Source organism: Enterobacter sp. CC120223-11, from assembly GCF_900215375.1.
GTDB lineage: Bacteria > Pseudomonadota > Gammaproteobacteria > Enterobacterales > Enterobacteriaceae > Scandinavium.
The window spans coordinates 92,084-115,655 of record NZ_OBEF01000016.1 but is presented as its reverse complement, the minus strand read 5'-3'; the positions used below and the strand labels follow the sequence as shown (position 1 = coordinate 115,655).

Genomic DNA, 23,572 nt, shown 5'->3' with positions numbered 1-23,572 from the left:
GCTAAAAAATATCACTGGATACGTATGGTACCGTCAACATTTCTTCGTTCTAAAGCCGCGCGCTGCCTGCCTGTCATGCTGGCGGCATTGCTTTTCGCCGGCTGTGGCACCCAGCAAAGCGCTGACCAGAGCACCGCGCACCTTGAAGGTAGCGCCCAGGCCGATTCCGGCTACTACCTGCAGCAGATGCAGCAAAGTTCAGATGATAGCAAGACCAACTGGCAATTACTCGCCATTCGTGCACTGCTGAAAGAGGGCAAGAGCCAGCAGGCGCTGGAGCTCTACGGTCAGCTGCCGCAGAACCTGGATAAAGCACAGACCCGCGAGCAGGCGCTGCTCGGGGCAGAAATTAAGCTCTCCCAGAAAGACTTTGCCGGCGCACAGGCGCTGTTAGCAAAAATCGATGTCGACACCCTCGAAAACCCACAGCAAGCCCGCTACTGGCAGGACGTGATTGTTTCGCAGCAGGGCCAGCCTTCTCTGCCGCTGCTGCGGGCGCTGATTGCCCAGGAGCCACTGCTGACTTCACCGCAGGATAAGCAGAAAAACATTGATGCTACCTGGCAGGCGTTATCAATGATGACCAAAGATCAGGCCAATGCGCTGGTGATCAACGCCGATGAAAACGTGCTTCAGGGCTGGCTGGATCTTCAGCGCGTCTGGTTCGACAACCGTAACGATCCGGACATGATGAAGGCGGGCATTCAGGACTGGAAAACCCGCTATCCGCAAAACCCTGGCGCGAAAATGCTGCCAACTCAGCTGGTTAACGTACAGAACTTCAAACCTGCTTCCACCACCAAAATCGCCCTTCTGCTGCCGCTGAATGGCCAGGCAGCAGTCTTCGGCCGCACCATTCAGCAGGGTTTTGAAGCAGCGAAAAACGGTACCGTGGGCTCCGTGAGCGGTGCCGCCGTGCCGGAACAAACGGCCCAGGCCGCTAACGTGGCGGATAACACCGTCGTTAGCCCTTCTCAGGCTGAAGTGACGGATTTGACCAGCGGCCAGCAAGCGGTCGGCACCCAGGCAAACCCGGTTCAGGCGCCAACGTCTGCCGCACCGGTCGCCGCGCCTCAACAAGCGCCTGTGCAGCAACCTGTCAGCCCGACACCTGCTGAACAACCTGCAGCAAACGCTGATGCGGCACCGACTCCACAACCCACGGCACAACCTGCCGTGGCCACAGCGCCAGCCGCACCGTCCTCAGAGCTGAAAGTCTACGACACCACCTCAGCCCCTCTGGATCAGATTCTGAATCAGGCTCAGCAGGATGGCGTTTCCCTGGTGGTTGGCCCGCTGCTGAAGCCGGACGTGGAATCGCTGGCGAAGAGCAATACCAGCCTGAACGTGCTGGCGCTGAACCAGCCGGAAAGCGTGCAGAACAAGGCGAACGTCTGCTACTTCGCGCTTTCACCGGAAGATGAAGCCCGCGATGCGGCGCGTCATATTCACGATCAGGGTAAACAGGCTCCGCTGGTGCTGATCCCTCGCAGCGCCTTCGGCGATCGCGTGGCGAACGCGTTTGCTCAGGAATGGCAGAAAATAGGCGGCGGCGTGGCCCTGCAGCAGAAATTCGGTTCAGCCAATGAGCTGCGCGGCAACGTGAACGGCGGCGGCGGTATCGCCCTGACCGGCAGCCCAATCAGCGCCAGCCTGCCTCAACAGCAGAGCGTCACCATCGGCGGCCTGACTATCCCGGCGCCACCGAGCGATGCGCAGATCACCAGCGGCGGCAAAGTGGATGCGGTGTATATTGTCGCCACGCCAGAAGAAATTGCCTACATCAAGCCGATGATTGCGATGCGTAATGGTAGCCAGAGCGGCGCAACCCTTTACGCCAGCTCACGCAGTGCGCAGGGCACAGCAGGCCCGGATTTCCGCCTGGAGATGGATGGCCTGCAGTTCAGTGAAATCCCTATGCTGGCAGGTAGCAACCCGGCGCTGATGCAGCAGGCGCTGAGTGCCGTGCGTAACGACTACTCGCTGGCGCGTCTGTACGCGATGGGCGCAGATGCCTGGACGCTGGCGAATCATTTCTCACAGATGCGCCAGGTGCCTGGATTTGAAGTCAACGGCAATACCGGCGATCTGACCGCTGACCAGGATTGTGTGATCAACAGGAAGTTGTCATGGCTCAAATACCAGCAGGGACAGATGGTTCCGGCAAACTAAATAAGAAAACCGGTGACGCCTGGGAACAGCAGGCGCGCCGCTTTCTGCAAAGCAAAGGACTGCGCTTTATCGCCGCGAATGAGCGTTCTCGCGGCGGTGAAATTGACCTGATTATGAAAGACGGAGCGGTAACGGTGTTTGTTGAAGTGCGTTACCGTGCCTCTGCACGCTACGGCGGCGCGGCCGCCAGTGTGACACGCAGCAAACAAACGAAATTATTACAAACCGCCCGCTTGTGGCTTGCTCGCCACAATGGGAGCTTTGAGACTACGGATTGCCGGTTCGATGTGGTAGCCTTCACCGGCAGTCAGATCGAATGGTTGAAAAACGCCTTTGGCGAATAGCGTCACTGTCACTTAAGAATGTAAGGGAAATCGTGCTCGACAGAATTAAAGCCTGCTTTACGGAAAGCATTCAGACCCAAATCGCAGCAGCAGAAGCGCTTCCGGACGCTATTTCCCGGGCCTCGATGACGCTGGTGCAGTCCCTGCTTAACGGCAACAAAATCCTCTGTTGTGGCAATGGCTCCTCCGCCGCCAACGCACAGCATTTTGCTGCCTGCATGATTAACCGTTTTGAGACAGAACGCCCTGGTTTACCTGCGATTGCACTTAATACCGATAATGTGGTCTTAACGGCGATTGCAAACGACCGTCTTCACGATGAAGTCTATGCCAAACAGGTACGTGCGCTCGGCCATGCCGGTGATGTCCTGCTGGCAATTTCCACCAAAGGCAACAGTCGCGACATCGTGAAAGCCGTGGAAGCCGCCGTGACGCGTGATATGACCATAGTGGCGCTCACCGGCTACGACGGTGGGGAGCTGGCAGGCCTGCTCGGCCCGCAGGATGTGGAAATCCGCATTCCTTCACACCGTGGCGCACGCATCCAGGAGATGCACATGCTGACGGTAAACTGTTTATGCGATCTGATTGATAACACCCTTTTCCCACACCAGGACGATTAAGGAGTACTCATGAAGGCATTTTCGCCCCTCGCGGTCCTTATTTCCGCGCTGCTGCTTCAGGGATGCGTGGCTGCGGCAGTGGTTGGCACCGCCGCGGTCGGTACGAAAGCGGCCACCGATCCCCGCACCGTGGGCACCCAGGTGGATGACAGCACCCTCGAACTACGCGTGAACAGCGCCCTGAACAAAGATGAACAGCTGAAGAAAGAAGCGCGCGTCAACGTGATGGCATGGCAGGGCAAAGTTCTGCTGACCGGCCAGGCTCCTTCAACCGATCTCGCGGCTCAGGCCAAGCAGATTGCGATGGGCGTCGAAGGCACGAGCGAAGTGTTTAACGAAATCCGTCAGGGCCAGCCGATTGGGCTCGGGACCGCCTCTTCGGATACCTGGATTACCACCAAAGTTCGCTCTCAGCTGCTGGGCAGCGATCAGGTGAAATCTTCCGCCGTGAAGGTGACGACGGAAAACGGAGAAGTGTTTCTGATGGGCAGCCTGACCGAGCGCGAAGGGAAAGCCGCGGCGGATATCGCCAGCCGCGTCAGCGGAGTGAAGCACGTCACCACCGCCTTTACCATCCTCAAATAATAACGAAGCCCGGCAATTGCCGGGCTTTTTGTTACAGCAGCGCAATCCCACCCGTTATTACACCACTGAATGCCACCAGGCCTGCCGCGAGCCAAAGCGCTTTGGCCGGAAACGCTTTACGCAACATGATAAGAGACGGCAGGCTGAGCGCTGGCAGGGTGATGAGTAACGCAAGCCCGGGTGCCGTGCCCATTCCGGCGAGCATCATGGTCTGGACGATGGGAATCTCTGCCGCCGTCGGAATGACGAACAGACAGCCGGCCACCGCCATCGCGATAACCCAGAACAAAGTGTTACCCACTGCGCCGTCAGCGTGCGGGAACAGCCATACGCGCGCAGCACCGAGCACCAGCACGGCCAGGATATAAACCGGGATCGTATTCCAGAACAGCGTCCACAGCGCTTTTCCCCAGCGCATCAAAAACGGCGTGGCGTCAGCTTCTGGCGACATTTCAGGTAACACAGACTCCGCAACGGTGGGCTCTTTTACCCATCTCTGCACCAGCGTGGCGACAACCAGCACCGTAGCTAAACCAGCAACCAGACGGATTAGGGTAAACTGCCAGCCCAGCACAAAGCCCATAAATACCAGCGTGGCCGGGTTGAGCAGCGGATTGCCCAGCCAGAATGCCAGCGCACCGCCCATCGACACTTGCTGACGACGCATTCCCGCGGCAACCGGGGCCGCACAGCAGGTACACATCATGCCAGGCAATGAAAACAGCGTGCCCAGCAGCGTGCCGCGAAAGCGCGGCTGGCCTAACGTTCGCAGCAGCCAGTCGCGTGGAATAAGCACCTGAATCAGCGAGCCAAGCAGTACGCCCAGCACGGCAGCCTTCCACACGGCGAGAAAATAGACCATGGCGTAATCCAGCGCGGCTCGCCACGGATTTTCCGCCGCCTGCGCGAGAATGGATTTACCGATGCTGTGAGTGTCGGCGGCGGTGAAGGCTTTGCCGTAATAGGGCTGCCATTTCACGTACCAAAGACCGATGATAACGATGAGGAAAAACAGGACCGGCTTCCACCACGCGAAGGGGGATGCCGCCTGAGAGGAAGACTGACCAGCCATACCTGACTCCGGAAAAGGAAAATTATTGTGGGGCGGAATATTACGCCTGACCTGCCGCTATTTCACGTAATTTTGCTGAGGTTATAACGTTGACGCCGGGTTTGGCGGGAGCCATCGCCTCATTCAACATTGCCCGCGCAACGTCGCGCGCCTCAATGGATTTCCAGTTTCCAGGCAACAGTGAGAAGACAGGAGCCAGCAGGGATTCGTTCAGACGGCGCTTGTCGCGATCGCCCACCAGCATAGAGGGACGCGCAATCGTCAGCAGCGGCCAGTTCTGGGCGATCAGCGCCTCTTCCATTTCGCCTTTTACGCGATTGTAGAGAAAAGGTGAGTGAGCATTCGCTCCGATCGCGCTGACCACCAGCATGTGCTGTGCGCCAAGACGTTGCCCTGTCAGCGCCGTGTCCACCACCAGCGTGTAGTCGGCATGAATAAAAGCCTCTTTGCTGCCCGCTTCGCGGCGCGTGGTGCCGAGACAGCAAAATACAATATCAACCGGCGCCTCCACCTGAGCCAGCGCATCGGTCAGCTGCGGGTCGTGGGGGTTTATCACATCAACAAACTTATCGGGTAAGGGACGCCGCGTTGCTGCGGTGATGCGGGTGATGCGCGGCTCCTGCACCATCATTCTAAGTAAGTGCCCACCAACCAATCCTGTCGCGCCCGTGATCAGTACATTTGCCATCGCTATGCCTGCCGTAACCAGTGGAATTTTTTGCCGAAACCCAGAGTATTGTCGGTGAACTTCAGTTCATCAATGCGGATTTCCCAGACCGGGGCGGGCATCATTCGGGCAATGGGGAAGCGGCGGAGATAGCGTTCGCGGGCGGCATTGCTTTCCTCGCCTTCCAGAAGACGAATTTCGCCGCGAAACTGCACGCCGCGGATTAGCGCCACGCTTTTAGGCTGGCCGTTGACGGTCCCGGCAACGGCGGCGCGGGGGCCACTCATTTGCGCATGGCGGGTAGTTTCTTCACTGAGCAGGTAGAAGGCGACGGCTTCACGGTCGTAGAGATAAAAGGCGCTGGCGGCCCACAGCTCGCCCTCCTTTGCCACGCTCCAACTGACAACGTGCTGTTTTTCCAGCCATCGGCTGATGGTTGCCAGTGACTCCATTTTTGCTCTCCCGCGTGCTATGGTGCGCTCACCTTAACACAGGAGCCAAAACGTGTGCTGGTTTGTCTATTTGATTCGCAGTGCGGATAACCGACTCTATACGGGCATCACGACCGACGTTGAACGCCGCTTTGCGGAGCATCAGTCGGGCAAAGGCGCGAAGGCGCTGCGGGGAAAGGGTGAGCTTCGGCTGGCCTTTGCCCGGGAAGTGGGCGATCGCTCTCTGGCACTGCGTGTGGAATATCAGATTAAGCAGCTGACGAAGCGCCAGAAAGAGCGCCTCGTCCTCGAGGATGAGCTGTTTGAGGCGCTGCTTTCAGAGCTTAAAAACGATTGAAGTGGTCGCAGTATTCAACCAGGCCGTGCACGCCGTTCAGCGCATCGTCGGCCAAAGGGCGCACCTGGAATGCGGCTTCGGTACCCGGCCAGCGGCAGCGTAAATCAAAGCGCGCCGCCGGTTCAAAGCCGAGTTTACCGTACAGCGCCGGGTCGCCCAGCGTCACAACGGCGGCATAGCCAAACTCGTTGAGCGAATCGAGCCCTTCGAACACCAGCTGACGACCAATGCCCTGCCCCTGGTACTCCTTCGCCACAGCCAGCGGTGCCATGCCAACCCACTGGAGTTCTTCACCTTCAACGCTGACCGGGCTGAAGGCCACGTAGCCCACAACCTGACCTTGGTCATCCGTGGCCACCAGGCCCAGCGTAATCAGGCCATCTTCCCTCAGGGAATGCACCAGATCCGCTTCACCGTCGCCTTCAAATTCACGGCGCAGCAGGGCATCAATCCCCGGCGCGTCGATCCCAATTTCCACTCGAATCAGCATGGCTCACCTACCGATGTGTGTCTGGTTTGTGGCGGATTCTGTAATCCTGCCTCAACAAAGTCCGCCAGTTGCATCAGCATGATACGCAGCGCCTTCGGCATCTGCTCAAGCTCAATGGCGTCCATCAGGTTTTTGACGTGCAGCCCAAGCTCCGTGTCGCCTTCAATAACCAGGCGGCGCTGGAAAAAGAGCGTGTCCGGATCCTGCTTACGGGCCGCAATCATCAGCAAATCGCTGGCGTCGGCGCTGAAGCTCACGTCGGCCTCTGCGCTGTGGCTGACGACCAGGCGATCGTTCTCAACGGAGGTGAACCAGCGCAGGCCAATGTCGCGCACGTCAATGCTCAACCAGCGGCCTTCCAGAAAATCCAGTTCGCCATCCGCCAGCGCCTGGCGGAACTGCCAGCTTAGCACCTGTTCCAGGACCTGACGCTTTAACGCGAACGGTGTGACTTTTACCGGAACGCTCATCAGAGTCGGGCCCATCTGTACCAGGCGTGAACGCAGTTTATCCAACACGTGCTTACTCCCTCAATGCAATAGTCCGTTTATTTTGCCACATCCGCCAGACAACATAGCGGCGTAAATCAACAATTCTGTCAGCGGCATAACGCATTATTGGAACCCTCAATGCGCTTTTAACTGCCTCAAATCAAATATTGTCGACGAGGGGTTAACTAAAATCCCCGTTCGTTAACAATCGCGGCCCCGTGTGCCGCTGCTTTCAGGAAACATTATGGAGCTGCTCTGTCCTGCCGGAAACCTCCCGGCGCTTAAGGCGGCCATCGAAAACGGTGCCGATGCGGTGTATATCGGCCTGAAAGATGACACCAACGCCCGCCATTTTGCCGGTCTGAACTTTACCGAAAAAAAACTGCAGGAAGCAGTCAACTTTGTGCATCAGCACCGTCGCAAGCTGCACATTGCGATTAATACCTTCGCCCATCCGGACGGTTACGCCCGCTGGCAGCGCGCGGTGGATATGGCCGCGCAGCTCGGTGCCGATGCGCTGATCCTCGCCGATATCGCGATGCTCGAGTACGCCGCCGAGCGCTATCCGCACATTGAACGTCACGTCTCCGTTCAGGCTTCTGCCACCAATGAAGAAGCCGTTCGCTTCTACCATCGCAACTTTGACGTCGCTCGCGTTGTGCTGCCGCGCGTACTTTCTATTCATCAGGTTAAGCAACTCGCGCGTACCACGCCAGTTCCGCTGGAAGTTTTTGCCTTCGGCAGCCTGTGCATTATGGCTGAAGGGCGCTGCTATCTCTCCTCCTATTTAACGGGGGAGTCGCCGAATACCGTGGGCGCTTGCTCCCCGGCGAAGTATGTTCGCTGGCAGCAAACGCCTCAGGGGCTGGAGTCCCGCCTGAATGACGTACTGATTGACCGCTATCAGGATGGCGAGAACGCAGGCTATCCGACGCTGTGCAAAGGCCGCTACCTGGTGGACGGCGAGCGCTATCACGCACTGGAAGAACCCACCAGCCTGAATACCCTGGAGCTGCTGCCGGACCTGCTCGCCGCCAATATCGCTTCGGTGAAAATTGAAGGCCGCCAGCGCAGCCCGGCGTACGTCAGCCAGGTGGCGAAAGTGTGGCGTCAGGCCATCGACCGCTGCATGGCGGATCCGCAAAACTTCGTGCCGCAGTCAGCCTGGATGGAGACGCTCGGCGCGATGTCCGAAGGCACTCAGACCACGCTTGGCGCCTACCACCGCAAGTGGCAGTAAGGAAGACGATGAAATATTCATTAGGGCCCGTGCTTTACTACTGGTCAAAAGAGACGCTGGAAGATTTTTACCAGCAGGCAGCGCAGAGCAGCGCCGACACGATCTACCTCGGCGAAGCCGTATGCAGCAAGCGCCGCGCCACCAAAGTGGGCGACTGGCTGGAGATGGCGAAATCGCTGGCGGACAGCGGCAAGCAGGTCGTGATTTCAACGCTGGCGCTGGTGCAGGCTTCGTCCGAACTCAACGAATTGAAACGCTATGTCGATAACGGTGATTTCCTGCTGGAAGCAAGCGATCTCGGCGTGGTGAATCTGTGCGCTGAGCGCAAGCTGCCGTTCGTCGCCGGACACGCGCTGAACTGCTACAACGCGGTGACGCTGCGTCTGCTGCAAAAGCAAGGCATGATGCGCTGGTGCATGCCGGTGGAGCTCTCCCGCGACTGGCTGGTGAATCTGCTTCAGCAGTGTGAAGCGTTAGGTATTCGCGATAAGTTCGAAGTGGAAGTGCTGAGCTACGGCCATCTGCCGCTCGCCTATTCTGCCCGCTGCTTCACCGCGCGTTCAGAAGACAAGCCGAAGGACGAGTGTGAAACCTGCTGCATCAAATACCCGAACGGGCGCGACATGCTTTCGCAGGAGGATCAGCAGGTGTTCGTGCTCAACGGCATTCAGACCATGAGCGGCTATGTTTATAACCTCGGTAATGAGCTGAAGTCGATGCAGGGCCTGGTGGATATGGTGCGTCTCTCACCGCTGGGGACGGACACGTTCGCGATGATCGACGCCTTCCGTGCCAATGAAAACGGTGCCGCGCCGCTGTCGCTCGCCGCACACAGCGACTGTAACGGCTACTGGAAACGCCTGGCCGGGCTGGAATTACAGGCCTAAAAATAGCTCACTTTGTTAACAGCAGTTATCAGTTTGTCATGCAGTATGAAAGATGCAGCTTTTCTGGCTGGCGCGGTTATCCTGCGCCAGGCTGGAAGAAGACCTTCAATCTGATGACCATGCTGTAGCAAAGTGAGCCGTTATGACTGACAAAAAAATTGCGTTTTCGGTGCTCGATCTGGCGCCGATCCCTCAGGGTTTTTCCGCGAAAGAAGCCTTTTCCCATTCGCTCGATCTTGCCCGCCTCGCTGAGAAGCGTGGCTATCATCGCTACTGGCTGGCCGAACACCACAATATGACCGGCATCGCCAGCGCCGCGACGTCCGTGCTGATTGGCTATCTGGCCGCTAACACCACGACGCTGCACCTGGGCTCCGGCGGTGTGATGCTGCCGAACCACTCCCCACTGGTGATTGCCGAACAGTTCGGCACGCTGAATACGCTCTATCCTGGCCGCATCGATTTGGGGTTAGGCCGCGCGCCCGGCAGCGATCAGCCGACCATGCGTGCCCTTCGTCGCCATATGGGCGGTGATGTCGATAACTTCCCGCGCGATGTGGCGGAACTGGTGGACTGGTTTGATGCCCGCGATCCGCACCCGCAGGTGCGCCCGGTACCGGGCTATGGTGAAAAAATTCCTGTCTGGCTGTTAGGTTCGAGCCTCTACAGCGCGCAGCTTGCCGCCCAGCTTGGCCTGCCGTTTGCGTTCGCCTCGCACTTCGCGCCCGATATGCTGTTCCAGGCGCTACACCTGTACCGCACGCAGTTCAAGCCTTCTGAGCGTCTGGCAAAACCTTATGCGATGGTGTGCATCAATATCATCGCCGCCGACAGCAATCGCGATGCGGAATTCCTGTTCACCTCAATGCAGCAGGCGTTCACCAATTTACGCCGCGGTGAAACCTCGCAGCTGCCGCCGCCGATTCAGAACATGGACCACTTCTGGTCACCGTCTGAAAAATATGGCGTCGATAAAGCGTTAGGCATGTCACTGGTGGGCGATAAAGCGAAGGTGCGTCATGGGCTGGAGTCTGTACTGCGTGAAACGCAGGCGGACGAAATCATGGTTAACGGGCAGATTTTCGACCATCAGGCGCGTTTGCATTCGTTTGATTTGGCGATGCAGGTGAAAGAGGAGCTGTTGGGATAATTTCATTTCCCCTCTCCCTAACCCTCTCCCACAGGGAGAGGGAACTGGATGTGCCTGATTTTCTCCCTCTCCCTTGGGAGAGGGAGAGGGGGATAAGGCCTGCCGCTATTGGTAAACCGGCAGCAAATTAAAGCTCGACAGGAAATGCACCAGCGCGTTGCCGATACCAAACACCAGGATCAGCGCAATCATCGGTTTGCCACCCCAGACCCGGAACAGCGGGCTGCCAAAGCGCTTGCGGGATTTACGCGCCAGCAGCGCCGGAACGATTGCCGCCCAGATGGTTGCCGCCAGGCCTGCATAACCAATCGCGTACAGGAACCCGTTCGGATACAGCAGGCCGCCAATCACCGGGGGAGCGAAGGTCAGCAGCGCCGTTTTGAAGCGCCCCATCCCGGAATCATCAAACTTGAACAGATCGGCCAGGTAGTCGAACAGGCCAAGGGTCACGCCGAGGAAAGAACTCGCCACCGCGAAGTTTGAGAATACGACGAGCAGCAGATCCAGACTGCGGCTGTTCAGCACGCCGCTCAGCGCCTGTACCAGCACATCAATATTGCCGCCCTTCTGCGCGATGCCGATAAATTCAGGGCGTGGAATATTGCCCATCGTCCCCAGCAGCCAGACAACGTACAGCCCCAGCGCCAGCAGCGTGCCGTAACTCAGGCATTTCACAATCGTCTGCGGATCTTTGCCGTAATACTTCATCAGGCTCGGTACGTTGCCATGATAGCCGAAGGAGGCCAGGCAGAACGGCAGCGTCATTAGCAGGTAAGGCAAATAGGAGGTGTTCTGCTGCGCAACGTTAAACAGCGTGGGCGCTTCCACATGCCCCAGCAGGCTGCCAAACGTCAGGAAGAAAGTGATCACCTTCGCGCCAAGCACGATAGCCGTCATGCGGCTGACCGCTTTGGTGCTGAGCCACACGACAAAGGCCACCAGTAAAGCAAAGCCAAAACCGGCCAGGCGCGGCGGGACATTCAGGGACATTTCGCTGAACGTGTGATGCAGAATCGACCCGCTCGCCGAGATATAGGCGTAGGTCAGAATGTAGAGCACAAAGGCGATCGACAGGCCGTTAATCAGGTTCCAGCGTTTGCCGAGCAGATCTTTGGTGATGGTGTCGAAGCTCGAACCAATGCGGTAGTTAAGGTTAGCCTCAAGGATCATCAGCCCAGAATGCAGCATGCAGAACCAGGTGAACACCAGCGCCGCCAGCGACCAGAAGAACCACGCCCCTGACATGACCACAGGCAAAGAAAACATGCCCGCGCCAATAATGGTGCCGCCGATGATCACTACGCCGCCAATTAATGACGGTCGGGTGGCTGTGGTGGTTAGTGTCGCCATGACGCCTGCTCTCCAGAAAAATCGATGTAATCAGTTAACGCGAAGCACTGTACCAGTACACGAGTACGATTGAAATAAAAAAAGCCCCGATAGCGAATACCGGGGCTGTATCGTTTAGTTTACGGCGCTAAACGTAGTTTTTTATCGGGCAATTAGGCTTCGGTCGGACGACGACGCACTGGCGCATCATCACGACGTGGGCCACGACCGCCTTCGCGACGCTCACCGCTGAAACGGCCTGCACCGCCTTCACGACGTTCACCGCTGAAGCGACGACCTTCACCGCGACCGCCTTCACGACGCTCACCGCCGAAACCACGACCGCCGCCGTTACCGCCACGACGCTCGCCACCGCTGTGCGGCTGTGCATCGCCCAGCAGCTGCATGTTCATCGGCTTGTTCAGAATGCGGGTACGCGTGAAGTGCTGCAGTACTTCGCCCGGCATGCCTTTCGGCAGTTCGATAGTAGAGTGAGTACCGAACAGCTTGATGTTACCGATGTAACGGCTGCTGATGTCGCCTTCGTTGGCAATAGCACCAACAATGTGACGCACTTCAACACCATCATCGCGACCCACTTCAATGCGGTACAGCTGCATATCACCAACGTCACGACGTTCGCGACGTGGACGATCTTCACCACCACGCTCAGGACGGTCGCCACGCGGGCCACGGTCATTACGGTCATTGCGGTCGCCACGACGTTCGAAACGATCGTCACGCTCGCGGAATTCACGCTTAGGACGCATTGGCGCATCTGGTGGAACGATCAGGGTACGTTCGCCCTGAGCCATTTTCAGCAGTGCTGCGGCCAGAGTTTCCATATCCAGTTCGCCTTCCATACCTTCCGGCTGCATTTTGGTCAGCAGGTTGCGGTACTGATCCAGATCGCTGCTTTCCAGCTGCTGCTGTACTTTTGCCGCGAATTTTTCCAGACGACGTTTGCCCAGCAGTTCTGCGTTTGGCAGTTCGACTTCTGGAATGGTCAGCTTCATCAGACGCTCGATGTTGCGCAGCAGACGACGCTCACGGTTCTCAACGAACAGCAGCGCGCGGCCAGCACGACCCGCACGACCGGTACGACCGATACGGTGAACGTAAGACTCGGTATCCATTGGGATATCGTAGTTAACGACCAGGCTGATACGCTCAACGTCCAGGCCACGGGCCGCAACGTCGGTCGCGATCAGGATATCCAGACGACCGTCTTTCAGGCGATCCAGAGTCTGCTCACGCAGGGACTGGTTCATGTCACCGTTCAGCGCGGCGCTGTTGTAACCGCTGCGCTCCAGCGCTTCAGCCACTTCCAGGGTCGCGTTTTTGGTACGAACGAAGATGATCGCCGCATCAAAATCTTCTGCTTCCAGGAAACGCACCAGCGCTTCGTTCTTACGCATGCCCCAGACGGTCCAGTAGCTCTGGCTGATGTCAGGACGGGTGGTGACGCTGGACTGAATGCGCACTTCCTGCGGCTCTTTCATAAAGCGACGGGTGATGCGACGGATAGCTTCCGGCATGGTTGCGGAGAACAGCGCGGTCTGATGACCGTCAGGGATCTCCGCCATAATGGTTTCTACGTCTTCGATGAAGCCCATGCGCAGCATTTCGTCAGCTTCATCCAGTACCAGACCGCTCAGCTTAGAGAGATCCAGGGTGCCGCGTTTCAGGTGATCCAGCAGACGACCCGGAGTACCGACGACGATCTGTGGCCCCTGACGCAGGGCGCGTAACTGCACGTCATAACGCTGGCCGCCGTAAAGGGCAACCACGTTTACGCCGCGCATATGTTTGGAGAAATCGGTCATGGCTTCTGCAACCTGTACCGCCAGTTCGCGGGTCGGTGCCAGCACCAGAATCTGTGGTGCTTTCAGCTCAGGATCGAGATTGTTCAGCAGCGGAAGAGAGAACGCTGCGGTTTTTCCGCTACCGGTCTGGGCCATACCCAGAACGTCACGGCCATTCAGCAAATGTGGAATACACTCTGCCTGGATTGGTGATGGTTTTTCGTAGCCCAGGTCGTTCAGAGCGGTAAGAATGGAGGCGTTCAGCCCCAGATCAGAAAAAGTAGTTTCGATGATATCAGTCATGTAGTACATGTGCCTCATTGATGGCGGCCAGTCTACGTAACTCATCGTGAAATTGATCTGCAATTTTCATTGAAAAGTGTGAACCGGCTCAAATTTGGTGAATTAACGAACAATAAAGCCCTCACCCGTGAAGATGATGGCAATCAAAAAAGATTATGGGCTGAGTTGTTCGTCAGCTATTGCTGGTCCGATTCTGCCAGGTCGTCTTGCTCCTGGCCCAAGAGCGCTAATTCCAACAATGCGTATCGGTGCTCAACAAAGTTATGAACGTTGTTAGCAACCGCCAGTTTGAACAGTGCCGCAGCGCTGTCCTTGTCCCCCAGACTTAGGTAGTACTTACCTAAATAGAAGTTTGTTTCACTGAGATGCTCAGCGAGCGAGGTGTTATCCGTTGCGTCTGCCTTCAGTCTGTCCATCAGCGTTGCTTCGCTAATGTTACCGAGGTAGAACTCGACAATGTTCCATCCCCATTGCTCTTTGTCCGATTTTTCATAGCGCTGCTTGAGTGCTACGACAGCCTGCTTCTCATCGAGCTTCTGCTCAACGATGTAAAGCCACAGACTACGGAAAGGATCATTGGGATCGTCTTGATAAAACGCCAGCAGATCATCTTGCGCTAACTTAGCGCGGCCGCCGTAATACAGCGCGATGCCACGATTTAAGTATGCGTAATTGTAAGTTGGATCAAGCTCAAGTACAGAATCAAACGCTTCATAGGCAGCATCAAAATTGCCTGCCTGCGTTAAATAAATGCCTAAGTAATTGAATACTTCAGGCATATCGGGTCTGATGGCTAACGCTTGCGAAAAATCGTTACGCGCTAATGCCCTCAAACCGAGACTATCATACAACACTCCGCGCTCATATAAAAGCTGTGCGCGTTCATCATCGGTTAAAGCCCGACTGGCAAGAATCTGTTCCATACGGGCCAGAATCACTTCCTGCTGTAAAGTCGGTTGCAGTGGTACCGCCAGGACCTCACTCTTACGCCATGCAGAGTTGCTGCATCCTGCCAGCGTGAGTGCTGTCGCAACGAGACACCAGCGCAAAAAAGGCTTCATTTCCCACTCCCGAAGACAACAATTGGATGAACGTCCTGTTCCCCGGTGCTCAACAAGCGTCCTGCCCGGGATACGCCCTCCGCAATTGCGGAGGGCTAACAGCAACCTTACTCGCCCTGTTCCGCTGCCGGAGCTTCCGGCGCGGCCGCAGGCTGAGTCTGCTCAGTCGCTTCTTTGATGCTCAGACGTACGCGGCCCTGGCGATCAACTTCCAGAACTTTTACCGGCACTTCCTGGCCCATCTGCAGATAGTCGGTCACTTTCTCAACGCGCTTATCGGCGATCTGAGAAATATGAACCAGACCTTCTTTACCGCCACCGATAGCCACGAATGCACCGAAGTCGACGATACGGGTGACTTTACCGTTGTAGATACGGCCCACTTCGATTTCAGCGGTGATCTCTTCGATACGACGAATTGCGTATGCTGCTTTGTCGCCGTCGGTTGCTGCGATCTTCACGGTACCGTCATCTTCGATTTCGATGGTGGTGCCGGTTTCTTCGGTCAGCGCACGGATAACAGAACCGCCTTTACCGATCACGTCTTTGATCTTGTCCGGGCTGATCTTGATGGTGTGAATGCGCGGTGCGAATTCGGAGATATCGCCACGCGGTGCGTTGATTGCCTGTTCCATCACGCCCAGGATGTGCAGACGCGCACCTTTAGCCTGGTTCAGAGCAACCTGCATGATCTCCTTGGTGATACCTTCAATCTTGATATCCATCTGCAGCGCAGAGATACCTTCGCGGGAACCCGCTACTTTGAAGTCCATATCGCCCAGGTGATCTTCATCGCCGAGGATGTCAGACAGAACGACGAAGTTGTCGCCTTCTTTCACCAGGCCCATCGCGATACCTGCAACTGCAGATTTCACCGGTACGCCTGCATCCATCAGTGCCAGGGAAGCACCACAGACGGAAGCCATAGAAGAAGAACCGTTAGATTCGGTGATTTCAGAAACCACACGTACGGTGTACGGGAATTCGTCAGTTGTTGGCATCACTGCCAGCACGCCGCGCTTCGCCAGACGACCGTGACCAATTTCACGACGCTTCGGTGAGCCAACCATACCGGTTTCGCCCACGGAATACGGAGGGAAGTTGTAGTGGAACAGGAAGCTGTCAGTGCGCTCGCCCATCAGTTCGTCGATGTTCTGTGCGTCGCGTGCAGTACCCAGAGTTGCTGTTACCAGCGCCTGAGTTTCGCCACGGGTGAACAGCGCGGAGCCGTGAGTACGTGGCAGTACGCCAGTGCGCACGTCCAGACCACGGATCATGTCTTTTTCACGACCATCGATACGCGGTTCGCCAGCCAGGACGCGGCTACGAACGGCATTTTTCTCGATGTCATGCAGGATGTCGCTCAGCTCGTTTGCGTCCAGCGCTTCGTCTTCTGCAACCAGAGTCGCGATCACTTCAGATTTGATAGCATCAACCTGAGCGTAACGCTCTTGCTTGTCGGTGATGCGGTAAGCATCGCTCAGACGCGCTTTAGCCAGTTCGGAAACGCGTGCGTTCAGCGCTTCGTTCACGGCTTCTGGCTGCCAATCCCAACGTGGTTTACCGGCTTCTTTCACCAGGTCGTTGATCTGCTGGATAACAATCTGCTGCTGCTCGTGACCGAACACGACAGCGCCCAGCATCACGTCTTCGCTCAGCAGTTCTGCTTCGGATTCAACCATCAGCACAGCGGCTTCGGTACCGGCAACAACCAGATCCAGTTTGCTGGTTTTCAGCTCTTCCTGAGTCGGGTTCAGCACGTACTGGTCATTGATGTAGCCAACACGAGCGGCGCCAATTGGGCCGTTGAATGGCAGACCGGACAAGGACAGCGCAGCGGATGCACCAATCATTGCCACGATATCAGGGTTAACCTGTGGGTTTACGGACACAACGGTCGCGATAACCTGGACTTCGTTGATGAAGCCTTCCGGGAACAGCGGGCGAACCGGGCGGTCAATCAGACGCGCGATCAGGGTTTCGCCTTCGCTTGGACGGCCTTCACGACGGAAGAAGCCACCTGGGATTTTACCGGCAGCGTAAGTACGCTCCTGGTAGTTAACGGTCAGCGGGAAGAAGTCCTGGCCTGGTTTGGTTTTTTTCTGGCCGACAACGGTCACGAATACCGCGGTGTCATCCATGCTAACCATAACGGCAGCCGTCGCCTGACGAGCCATCATGCCGGTTTCCAGAGTGACCGTGTGCTGGCCGTACTGGAATTTACGAACGATCGGATTCAGCAAAATAATTATCCTTTCAATATGATGAGGGCACATCGACAGATGTACCGCTCAGAGAACCGATCCTCTAGCATCCTCGCGACTAATGACAGGCCTAACACAGGGTAACCCTCTCATTAGCCGCGCGAAACTCTGCATGAAGATCATTTATCGCAGCAATACAAACAATACATGACTTTCAGCCTGATTGCTGCCCATCTGGTTGAAAAAAGGGGCCATAAAGGCCCCTCTTTCTGAAACTCGCCAGAATTAGCGACGCAGACCCAGACGCTCGATCAGCGCGGTGTAGCGTGCTACATCTTTACGTTTCAGGTAGTCGAGCAGTTTACGACGCTGGGAAACCATGCGCAGCAGACCACGACGGCTGTGGTGATCTTTTTTGTGCTCAGAGAAGTGACCCTGCAGGTGGTTGATCTGAGCAGTCAGCAGTGCAACCTGAACTTCAGTACAACCGCTGTCGTTAGAACCACGACCAAACTCGGAAACGATTTTTGCTTTAGCTTCAACGCTTAGAGACATTTTAAACTCCAGAATAAAATAGGAAAAAGGGTGCCGATCTCTAATTCAGCGACCCCAGGATTAACGCGCTCACGCAGGCAAGCCTTTGTTCAGGCGTTAAGCGGCAATATTCTACCCGCAGCGACATGTTATCGCAAGATGGGCGACTATTCCGAGTACTCAACCACCAGGCGACGTGGCGCCACGCGGCCTTCATCATCAATTTCGCCCATGCCGATAAATTTGCCTTCATCGCCTTCCGTGACGCGTACCAGGCCGCTTACCTGCACATTTGCAGAGCGAACCGGGTTGCCGTTTTTGAAAAAGACGGACGAAGTCAGCGGCAGGTTGACCACCGGGAAGTCCGCAGCCGGACTGTCCATTGGCATCAACAGCGGATCCAACAGCTGCGCCGCAGGAATATCCTGCGCTTCCGCCTGAGCAACGAGCGATTGCAGATGCTCCAGCGTGACCATGCGCTCAACCGGGTAGCGGCTGACCGCCAGACGACGCAGCATGATCACATGCGCGCCGCAGCCCAGTTTCTCACCCAGATCGTCAACAATAGTGCGGATATAGGTGCCTTTCGAGCAGTGAATTTCCAGCTCCAGCTCATCGCCTTCGTGGCGAATGAACAGCAGCTCATAAACCGTAATCGGACGCGCTTCGCGGGGTACTTCAATGCCCTGACGAGCATATTCGTAGAGCTTCTTACCCTGATATTTCAGCGCCGAATACATCGACGGCACCTGCAGGGTGTCGCCGCGGAAGCTTTCCAGCGCCGCCGCCAGCTCAGTGGCGCTAAACGTCAACGGACGCTCTTCCACTACCTGCCCGTCAGCATCCGAGGTATCGGTACGCTGCCCAAGCTTCGCAATCACGCGATAACGCTTATCGGAGTCCAGCAGGTACTGGGAAAACTTAGTGGCTTCGCCAAGGCAGACTGGCAGCATGCCTGTCGCCAGAGGGTCCAGCGCGCCGGTGTGCCCCGCGCGGTTGGCGTTATAGAGACGCTTGACCTTCTGCAACACATCATTGCTGGATGCGCCCTGTGGTTTATCCAGCAGGAGTACACCATGAATGTCGCGGCCACGACGACGAGGACGACTCATCAGTCCTCCTTGTTGTCGTCCGGGTTCACACGACGCTCATCGTCATGACGCACCACGTTAGTCACCAGGTTAGACATGCGCATCCCTTCGACCAGCGAGTTATCGTAGAAGAAGGTCAGCTCAGGCACGATACGCAGACGCATCGCTTTGCCGAGCAGCGTGCGGATAAAGCCCGATGCGTCCTGCAAAGCACGAATGCCTGCTTTCACCGCGGCTTCATCTTTGTCATTCAGGAAAGTCACGAACACTTTGGCATAGGCCAGGTCACGAGAGACTTCCACACCGGACACGGTGGTCATCAGGCCCAGACGTGGGTCCTTGATTTCGCGCTGCAGGATGATCGCAATTTCTTTTTGCAACTCCTGAGATACGCGCTGCGGGCGACCAAATTCTTTCGCCATAATAAATTCTCCAGACAAAAAAGGGGCTATCAGCCCCTTTTGAATTTCATGCCGGGTGGCGCTTCGCTTACCCGGCCTACAATCTGCACGACTCTACGGCAGATTAATCGATGCTGCGTTGGATCTCGATGATCTCGAACACTTCGATCATATCGCCAACGCGAACGTCGTTGTAGTTCTTCACGCCGATACCACACTCCATGCCGTTACGGACTTCGTTGGCATCATCTTTGAAGCGACGCAGGGATTCCAGCTCGCCTTCATAGATAACCACGTTGTCGCGCAGGACGCGGATTGGGTTGTGACGTTTGACCACGCCTTCGGTAACCATACAACCTGCGATAGCACCAAATTTCGGCGATTTGAACACGTCACGCACTTCAGCCAGACCGATGATCTGCTGTTTCAGCTCTGGCGACAGCATGCCACTCATCGCTGCTTTCACTTCGTCAATCAGGTTATAGATGACGGAGTAGTAGCGTAGATCCAGGCTTTCAGATTCGATCACGCGGCGTGCAGAGGCATCCGCACGAACGTTGAAGCCGACCAGAATCGCGTTGGATGCTGCAGCAAGCGTGGCGTCGGTTTCGGTGATACCACCCACGCCGGAACCGATGATCTTCACCTTCACTTCGTCGGTGGAGAGTTTCAGCAGTGAATCGGAAATCGCTTCGACAGAACCCTGTACGTCGGCCTTCAGAACGACGTTCACTTCGTGAACTTCGCCATCGGTCATGTTGGCAAACATGTTTTCCAGCTTGGACTTCTGCTGGCGAGCCAGTTTAACTTCACGGAATTTACCCTGACGATACAGAGCAACTTCACGGGCTTTCTTCTCGTCACGAACAACGGTCACTTCGTCACCGGCAGCCGGTACGCCTGACAGGCCGAGGATCTCAACTGGAATGGACGGGCCTGCTTCCAGCACTTCCTGACCCAGTTCGTTACGCATCGCACGAACGCGACCGTACTCGAAGCCACACAGCACGATATCACCTTTGTGCAGAGTACCTTCGCGAACCAGAACGGTTGCAACCGGACCACGACCTTTATCCAGGAAGGATTCGATAACTGCACCGCTCGCCATACCGTTACGCACGGCTTTCAGCTCCAGAACTTCAGCCTGCAGCAGGATTGCGTCGAGCAGATCGTCAATACCGGTACCTGCTTTCGCAGACACGTGAACGAACTGGCTCTCGCCGCCCCACTCTTCCGGCATGATGCCGTACTGGGAGAGTTCCTGCTTCACGCGGTCCGGATCGGCTTCCATCTTATCGATTTTGTTGACTGCAACGACTACCGGTACGTTCGCCGCTTTCGCGTGCTGAATAGCTTCGATAGTTTGTGGCATCACGCCATCGTCGGCAGCAACAACAAGGATAACGATATCCGTCGCCTGAGCACCACGAGCACGCATGGAGGTAAACGCGGCGTGGCCCGGGGTATCGAGGAAGGTGATCATCCCTTTGGCGTGCTCAACGTGGTAAGCACCGATATGCTGGGTAATGCCGCCTGCTTCGCCTGAGGCCACTTTCGTTGAACGAATGTAGTCGAGGAGAGACGTTTTACCGTGGTCAACGTGACCCATGATGGTCACAACCGGTGCACGCGGTTCAGCCGCAGCGCCGGTATCACGGTCGCTCATTACCGCTTCTTCCAGCTCGTTTTCACGACGCAGGATAACTTTGTGGCCCATCTCTTCGGCAACCAGCTGTGCGGTTTCCTGGTCGATGACCTGGTTGATAGTGGCCATTGCGCCCAGCTTCATCATCGCTTTGATGACCTGAGAGCCTTTGACCGCCATCTTGTTAGCCAGATCGCCAACGGTGATGGTTTCGCCAATCACAACGTCACGGTTAACGGCCTGAGCTGGCTTCTGGAAGCCCTGCTGCAGCGTGGAACCTTTACGTTTGCCGCCTTTACCACCGCGAACGGAAGCGCGAGCTTCTTCACGATCGGCTTTGGATTCAGCATGTTTGTTGGCTTTCTTCGCCGGGCGCGCGGCTTTGGTGTTACGACCACGGCCACGACCCGCTTCACTTTCACGGTCGTTTTCGTCTTCAGCCTGGCGCGCGTGCTGAGAAGTGGTGACATGATAGTCACTGGTGTCTTCGGTCGGTTCAGCGTTAGTCACGCCGTTCTTCTCGTTTTCTTCAGCCATGCGGCGGGCTTCTTCCGCTACGCGGCGCGCATCTTCTTCAAGCTTGCGACGCGCTTCTTCTTCCGCTTTACGCTTAATCTCTGCTGATTCAGCGTCACGGCGGGCTTTCTCAGCCTGGGCGGTTTTAGTCATATCGTCTGTATTGCTCACTTTGTCTTTTTCCGCAACGTCACGTTTCGCTTTTTCAGCGGATTCACGCTTAGCTTGTTCTGCGGCCTCACGGTCAGCTTTTGCCTGTGCCTCACGTTTGGCTGCTTCTTCAGCCTCACGACGGGCCTGTTCTTCCGCTTCACGCTTCGCTTCTTCTTCCGCCAGACGCTCAGCTTCCTGCGGATCACGTTTTACAAAGGTACGCGTTTTACGGACTTCAATCTGCACCGATTTGCTTTTGCCGCCGGTACCCTGAACGCTCAGGGTACTGCGGGTTTTACGCTGCAGCGTCAGCTTGTCAGGCGTTGAGCCGTGTTCACGGTTCAGGTGCGCCAACAAGGTTTGTTTTTCTTGCGCGGTCACAGAATCATCAGCGCTCTTCGGGATACCTGCATCAGCAAATTGCTGTACCAGGCGGTCCACGGAAGTCTGAATTTCTGCGGCCAGCGTTTTTACGGTTACATCTGTCATGCTGTTCCTTCCTGCTACAGTTTATTACGCTTCGTCGCCGAACCAGCAAATATTACGTGCGGCCATGATGAGTTCACCGGCTTTTTCGTCGGTTAACCCTTCGATGTCAGCCAGGTCATCAATGCCCTGATCGGCGAGATCTTCCAGCGTACAAACACCGCGGGCAGCCAGCTTGAACGCCATTGTGCGATCCAGACCTTCAAGGTTCAGCAGATCGTCAGCCGGTTTGTTGTCACCGAGGCTTTCTTCCTGTGCCAGCGCCAGCGTGGTCAGTGCGTTTTTCGCACGTTCACGAAGTGCTTCAACGGTCGGTTCGTCCAGGCCGTCGATTTCCAGCAGTTCTTTCATTGGCACGTAGGCCAGTTCTTCCAGGCTTGAGAAGCCTTCTTCTACCAGTACGGTGGCGAAATCTTCATCAATATCGAGATATTTGGTGAAGGTATCGATCGCCGCGTGGGCTTCTGCCTGATGCTTCTCCTGCAGATCGTCAACGGTCATGACGTTGAGATCCCAGCCGCTCAGCTGAGAAGCCAGACGCACGTTCTGGCCGTTACGGCCGATAGCCTGCGCCAGGTTGCCCGCTTCAACCGCGATGTCCATGGTGTGCTTGTCTTCGTCAACGACGATAGAGGCCACATCAGCCGGAGCCATTGCGTTGATAACGAACTGCGCCGGGTTGTCGTCCCACAGCACGATATCGATACGTTCGCCGCCAAGCTCAGTTGAAACAGCCTGAACGCGCGCACCGCGCATACCAACGCAAGCACCGACCGGGTCAATGCGCTTGTCGTTAGTTTTCACCGCGATTTTCGCACGGGAGCCCGGATCGCGAGCCGCCGCTTTGATCTCGATAACTTCTTCACCGATTTCTGGCACTTCGATGCGGAACAGTTCAACCAGCATTTCTGGCTTAGAACGGGTCACGAACAGCTGCGCACCACGTGCTTCAGGACGCACGGAATAGAGTACGCCACGAATACGGTCGCCCGGACGGAAGTTTTCACGCGGCAGCATGTCTTCACGCAGGATCACGGCTTCAGCATTGTTGCCCAGATCCAGAGAGATGTTGTCGCGGTTCACTTTCTTCACCACGCCGGTGATGATTTCACCTTCGTGTTCACGGAACTGATCGACAACCATCGCGCGTTCCGCTTCGCGGACTTTTTGCACGATAACCTGCTTCGCCGTCTGAGTCGTGATACGGTCGAAGGTCACAGATTCAATCTGGTCTTCAACATATTCACCGACGTTAAAGCTTTCGTCTTCGAAGCGCGCCGCTTCGAGGGTGATCTCTTTCGTTGGCTGAGTCACTTCTTCAACGATGACCCAACGACGGAAGGTATCGAAATCACCGCTTTTGCGATCGATCTCAACGCGAACGTCAATCTCTTGCTCGTATTTTTTCTTTGTAGCCGTTGCCAGTGCACTTTCCAGCGCTTCGAAAATCTTCTCGCGCGGCAGCGACTTTTCGTTGGAAACGGCTTCAACAACAGCCAAAATTTCTTTGTTCATCGGGGCCTTTCACCTCAAT

The 23,572-nt window shown here is 56.3% G+C and carries 23 protein-coding genes; 8 read left to right on the top strand and 15 right to left on the bottom strand.

Features of this window, described 5'->3' with window-relative positions:
* The first annotated feature begins 24 nt into the window (after nucleotides 1-24).
* The 4 genes from CRO87_RS17630 to dolP are packed head-to-tail and all read left to right on the top strand — an operon-like array spanning nucleotide 25 to nucleotide 3,724.
* Nucleotides 25-2,172, top strand: coding sequence for a penicillin-binding protein activator (locus tag CRO87_RS17630; protein WP_097164234.1), 2,148 nt, complete (start codon nucleotides 25-27; stop codon nucleotides 2,170-2,172).
* Nucleotides 2,130-2,516: a YraN family protein gene (locus CRO87_RS17625; protein ID WP_097164233.1), complete on the top strand. Its 387-nt coding sequence runs from the start codon at nucleotides 2,130-2,132 to the stop codon at nucleotides 2,514-2,516. The genes CRO87_RS17630 and CRO87_RS17625 overlap by 43 nt, the downstream gene beginning before the upstream one ends.
* Before the next feature lie 32 nt (nucleotides 2,517-2,548).
* Nucleotides 2,549-3,139 (top strand): DnaA initiator-associating protein DiaA, encoded by a 591-nt coding sequence (diaA, locus tag CRO87_RS17620; protein ID WP_097164232.1) that lies wholly within the window; start codon nucleotides 2,549-2,551, stop codon nucleotides 3,137-3,139.
* A gap of 9 nt (nucleotides 3,140-3,148) precedes the next feature.
* A complete protein-coding gene (dolP, locus tag CRO87_RS17615; protein ID WP_097164231.1) occupies nucleotides 3,149-3,724 on the top strand; it encodes a division/outer membrane stress-associated lipid-binding lipoprotein in 576 nt (191 codons plus the stop codon).
* A gap of 31 nt (nucleotides 3,725-3,755) precedes the next feature.
* Here dolP and CRO87_RS17610 read toward each other — a convergent pair whose 3' ends face one another.
* The 3 genes from CRO87_RS17610 to CRO87_RS17600 are packed head-to-tail and all read right to left on the bottom strand — an operon-like array spanning nucleotide 3,756 to nucleotide 5,915.
* Nucleotides 3,756-4,796, bottom strand: a complete 1,041-nt coding sequence (locus tag CRO87_RS17610; RefSeq protein ID WP_097164230.1) for a permease — start codon at nucleotides 4,794-4,796, stop codon at nucleotides 3,756-3,758.
* 40 nt (nucleotides 4,797-4,836) lie between these two features.
* Nucleotides 4,837-5,484, bottom strand: coding sequence for an NAD(P)H-binding protein (locus tag CRO87_RS17605; protein ID WP_097164229.1), 648 nt, complete (start codon nucleotides 5,482-5,484; stop codon nucleotides 4,837-4,839).
* Nucleotides 5,485-5,486: 2 nt separating this feature from the next.
* A complete protein-coding gene (locus tag CRO87_RS17600) occupies nucleotides 5,487-5,915 on the bottom strand; it encodes a YhbP family protein (protein WP_097164228.1) in 429 nt (142 codons plus the stop codon).
* A gap of 52 nt (nucleotides 5,916-5,967) precedes the next feature.
* On the opposite strand from CRO87_RS17600, the gene CRO87_RS17595 reads away from it, so the two are divergent.
* Complete coding sequence (locus tag CRO87_RS17595) at nucleotides 5,968-6,252, top strand: GIY-YIG nuclease family protein (RefSeq protein ID WP_097164227.1); 285 nt, start codon at nucleotides 5,968-5,970, stop codon at nucleotides 6,250-6,252.
* Here the strand turns inward: CRO87_RS17595 and CRO87_RS17590 are convergent.
* Together CRO87_RS17590 and CRO87_RS17585 are read right to left on the bottom strand one after the other, a co-directional pair.
* Nucleotides 6,239-6,742, bottom strand: a complete 504-nt coding sequence (locus tag CRO87_RS17590; RefSeq protein WP_097164226.1) for a GNAT family N-acetyltransferase — start codon at nucleotides 6,740-6,742, stop codon at nucleotides 6,239-6,241. The two genes, CRO87_RS17595 and CRO87_RS17590, sit on opposite strands and share 14 nt — an antisense overlap.
* Nucleotides 6,736-7,260, bottom strand: coding sequence for an SCP2 domain-containing protein (locus tag CRO87_RS17585; protein WP_097164225.1), 525 nt, complete (start codon nucleotides 7,258-7,260; stop codon nucleotides 6,736-6,738). Before CRO87_RS17585 ends, CRO87_RS17590 begins: the two co-directional genes overlap by 7 nt.
* Before the next feature lie 217 nt (nucleotides 7,261-7,477).
* Between CRO87_RS17585 and CRO87_RS17580 the strand changes: the two genes are divergently transcribed.
* The 3 genes from CRO87_RS17580 (at nucleotide 7,478) to CRO87_RS17570 (ending at nucleotide 10,510) form a co-directional block, all read left to right on the top strand.
* Complete coding sequence (locus tag CRO87_RS17580; RefSeq protein ID WP_097164224.1) at nucleotides 7,478-8,473, top strand: peptidase U32 family protein; 996 nt, start codon at nucleotides 7,478-7,480, stop codon at nucleotides 8,471-8,473.
* Between the two features lie 8 nt (nucleotides 8,474-8,481).
* Nucleotides 8,482-9,360 (top strand): U32 family peptidase, encoded by an 879-nt coding sequence (locus tag CRO87_RS17575; protein ID WP_097164223.1) that lies wholly within the window; start codon nucleotides 8,482-8,484, stop codon nucleotides 9,358-9,360.
* Between the two features lie 142 nt (nucleotides 9,361-9,502).
* On the top strand, nucleotides 9,503-10,510 hold the full coding sequence (locus CRO87_RS17570; RefSeq protein ID WP_097164222.1) for a luciferase-like monooxygenase: 1,008 nt from the start codon (nucleotides 9,503-9,505) through the stop codon (nucleotides 10,508-10,510).
* Nucleotides 10,511-10,615: 105 nt separating this feature from the next.
* Here CRO87_RS17570 and mtr read toward each other — a convergent pair whose 3' ends face one another.
* The 10 genes from mtr to nusA all read right to left on the bottom strand — a co-directional run bounded on the left by mtr (nucleotide 10,616) and on the right by nusA (nucleotide 23,553).
* A complete protein-coding gene (mtr, locus tag CRO87_RS17565) occupies nucleotides 10,616-11,860 on the bottom strand; it encodes a tryptophan permease (protein ID WP_097164221.1) in 1,245 nt (414 codons plus the stop codon).
* Between the two features lie 152 nt (nucleotides 11,861-12,012).
* Entirely contained in the window at nucleotides 12,013-13,947 is a 1,935-nt protein-coding gene (locus tag CRO87_RS17560) for a DEAD/DEAH family ATP-dependent RNA helicase (RefSeq protein WP_141398711.1), read from the bottom strand.
* Complete coding sequence (gene yrbN, locus CRO87_RS22375) at nucleotides 13,940-14,017, bottom strand: protein YrbN (RefSeq protein ID WP_099458804.1); 78 nt, start codon at nucleotides 14,015-14,017, stop codon at nucleotides 13,940-13,942. The genes CRO87_RS17560 and yrbN overlap by 8 nt, the downstream gene beginning before the upstream one ends.
* 106 nt (nucleotides 14,018-14,123) lie before the next feature.
* Complete coding sequence (gene nlpI / locus CRO87_RS17555; RefSeq protein ID WP_097164219.1) at nucleotides 14,124-15,008, bottom strand: lipoprotein NlpI; 885 nt, start codon at nucleotides 15,006-15,008, stop codon at nucleotides 14,124-14,126.
* A gap of 107 nt (nucleotides 15,009-15,115) precedes the next feature.
* Nucleotides 15,116-17,251, bottom strand: a complete 2,136-nt coding sequence (gene pnp / locus CRO87_RS17550) for a polyribonucleotide nucleotidyltransferase (protein WP_097164218.1) — start codon at nucleotides 17,249-17,251, stop codon at nucleotides 15,116-15,118.
* 246 nt (nucleotides 17,252-17,497) lie between these two features.
* Nucleotides 17,498-17,767, bottom strand: a complete 270-nt coding sequence (rpsO, locus tag CRO87_RS17545; protein WP_097164217.1) for a 30S ribosomal protein S15 — start codon at nucleotides 17,765-17,767, stop codon at nucleotides 17,498-17,500.
* 146 nt (nucleotides 17,768-17,913) lie between these two features.
* Nucleotides 17,914-18,858: a tRNA pseudouridine(55) synthase TruB gene (gene truB, locus CRO87_RS17540; RefSeq protein WP_097164216.1), complete on the bottom strand. Its 945-nt coding sequence runs from the start codon at nucleotides 18,856-18,858 to the stop codon at nucleotides 17,914-17,916.
* On the bottom strand, nucleotides 18,858-19,259 hold the full coding sequence (rbfA, locus tag CRO87_RS17535) for a 30S ribosome-binding factor RbfA (protein WP_097164215.1): 402 nt from the start codon (nucleotides 19,257-19,259) through the stop codon (nucleotides 18,858-18,860). The genes truB and rbfA overlap by 1 nt, the downstream gene beginning before the upstream one ends.
* A 103-nt stretch (nucleotides 19,260-19,362) precedes the next feature.
* Nucleotides 19,363-22,041, bottom strand: coding sequence for a translation initiation factor IF-2 (gene infB / locus CRO87_RS17530; protein WP_097164214.1), 2,679 nt, complete (start codon nucleotides 22,039-22,041; stop codon nucleotides 19,363-19,365).
* Between the two features lie 24 nt (nucleotides 22,042-22,065).
* The gene (gene nusA / locus CRO87_RS17525) at nucleotides 22,066-23,553 is read right to left on the bottom strand and encodes a transcription termination factor NusA (RefSeq protein ID WP_097164213.1); all 1,488 of its coding nucleotides are present in this window, start codon (nucleotides 23,551-23,553) and stop codon (nucleotides 22,066-22,068) included.
* Nucleotides 23,554-23,572: the final 19 nt, after the last annotated feature.

What these genes read in the sequence shown, in the direction of transcription:
- CRO87_RS17630 (WP_097164234.1), top strand. Translation starts at nt 25, where the DNA reads ATGGTACCGTCAACATTTCTTCGTTCTAAAGCCGCGCGCTGCCTGCCT.
- CRO87_RS17625 (WP_097164233.1), top strand. Translation starts at nt 2,130, where the DNA reads ATGGCTCAAATACCAGCAGGGACAGATGGTTCCGGCAAACTAAATAAG.
- dolP (WP_097164231.1), top strand. Translation starts at nt 3,149, where the DNA reads ATGAAGGCATTTTCGCCCCTCGCGGTCCTTATTTCCGCGCTGCTGCTT.
- CRO87_RS17610 (WP_097164230.1), bottom strand. Translation starts at nt 4,796, where the DNA reads ATGGCTGGTCAGTCTTCCTCTCAGGCGGCATCCCCCTTCGCGTGGTGG.
- CRO87_RS17605 (WP_097164229.1), bottom strand. Translation starts at nt 5,484, where the DNA reads ATGGCAAATGTACTGATCACGGGCGCGACAGGATTGGTTGGTGGGCAC.
- CRO87_RS17600 (WP_097164228.1), bottom strand. Translation starts at nt 5,915, where the DNA reads ATGGAGTCACTGGCAACCATCAGCCGATGGCTGGAAAAACAGCACGTT.
- CRO87_RS17590 (WP_097164226.1), bottom strand. Translation starts at nt 6,742, where the DNA reads ATGCTGATTCGAGTGGAAATTGGGATCGACGCGCCGGGGATTGATGCC.
- CRO87_RS17580 (WP_097164224.1), top strand. Translation starts at nt 7,478, where the DNA reads ATGGAGCTGCTCTGTCCTGCCGGAAACCTCCCGGCGCTTAAGGCGGCC.
- CRO87_RS17575 (WP_097164223.1), top strand. Translation starts at nt 8,482, where the DNA reads ATGAAATATTCATTAGGGCCCGTGCTTTACTACTGGTCAAAAGAGACG.
- CRO87_RS17570 (WP_097164222.1), top strand. Translation starts at nt 9,503, where the DNA reads ATGACTGACAAAAAAATTGCGTTTTCGGTGCTCGATCTGGCGCCGATC.
- mtr (WP_097164221.1), bottom strand. Translation starts at nt 11,860, where the DNA reads ATGGCGACACTAACCACCACAGCCACCCGACCGTCATTAATTGGCGGC.
- CRO87_RS17560 (WP_141398711.1), bottom strand. Translation starts at nt 13,947, where the DNA reads ATGACTGATATCATCGAAACTACTTTTTCTGATCTGGGGCTGAACGCC.
- yrbN (WP_099458804.1), bottom strand. Translation starts at nt 14,017, where the DNA reads ATGAAAATTGCAGATCAATTTCACGATGAGTTACGTAGACTGGCCGCC.
- nlpI (WP_097164219.1), bottom strand. Translation starts at nt 15,008, where the DNA reads ATGAAGCCTTTTTTGCGCTGGTGTCTCGTTGCGACAGCACTCACGCTG.
- rpsO (WP_097164217.1), bottom strand. Translation starts at nt 17,767, where the DNA reads ATGTCTCTAAGCGTTGAAGCTAAAGCAAAAATCGTTTCCGAGTTTGGT.
- truB (WP_097164216.1), bottom strand. Translation starts at nt 18,858, where the DNA reads ATGAGTCGTCCTCGTCGTCGTGGCCGCGACATTCATGGTGTACTCCTG.
- rbfA (WP_097164215.1), bottom strand. Translation starts at nt 19,259, where the DNA reads ATGGCGAAAGAATTTGGTCGCCCGCAGCGCGTATCTCAGGAGTTGCAA.
- infB (WP_097164214.1), bottom strand. Translation starts at nt 22,041, where the DNA reads ATGACAGATGTAACCGTAAAAACGCTGGCCGCAGAAATTCAGACTTCC.
- nusA (WP_097164213.1), bottom strand. Translation starts at nt 23,553, where the DNA reads ATGAACAAAGAAATTTTGGCTGTTGTTGAAGCCGTTTCCAACGAAAAG.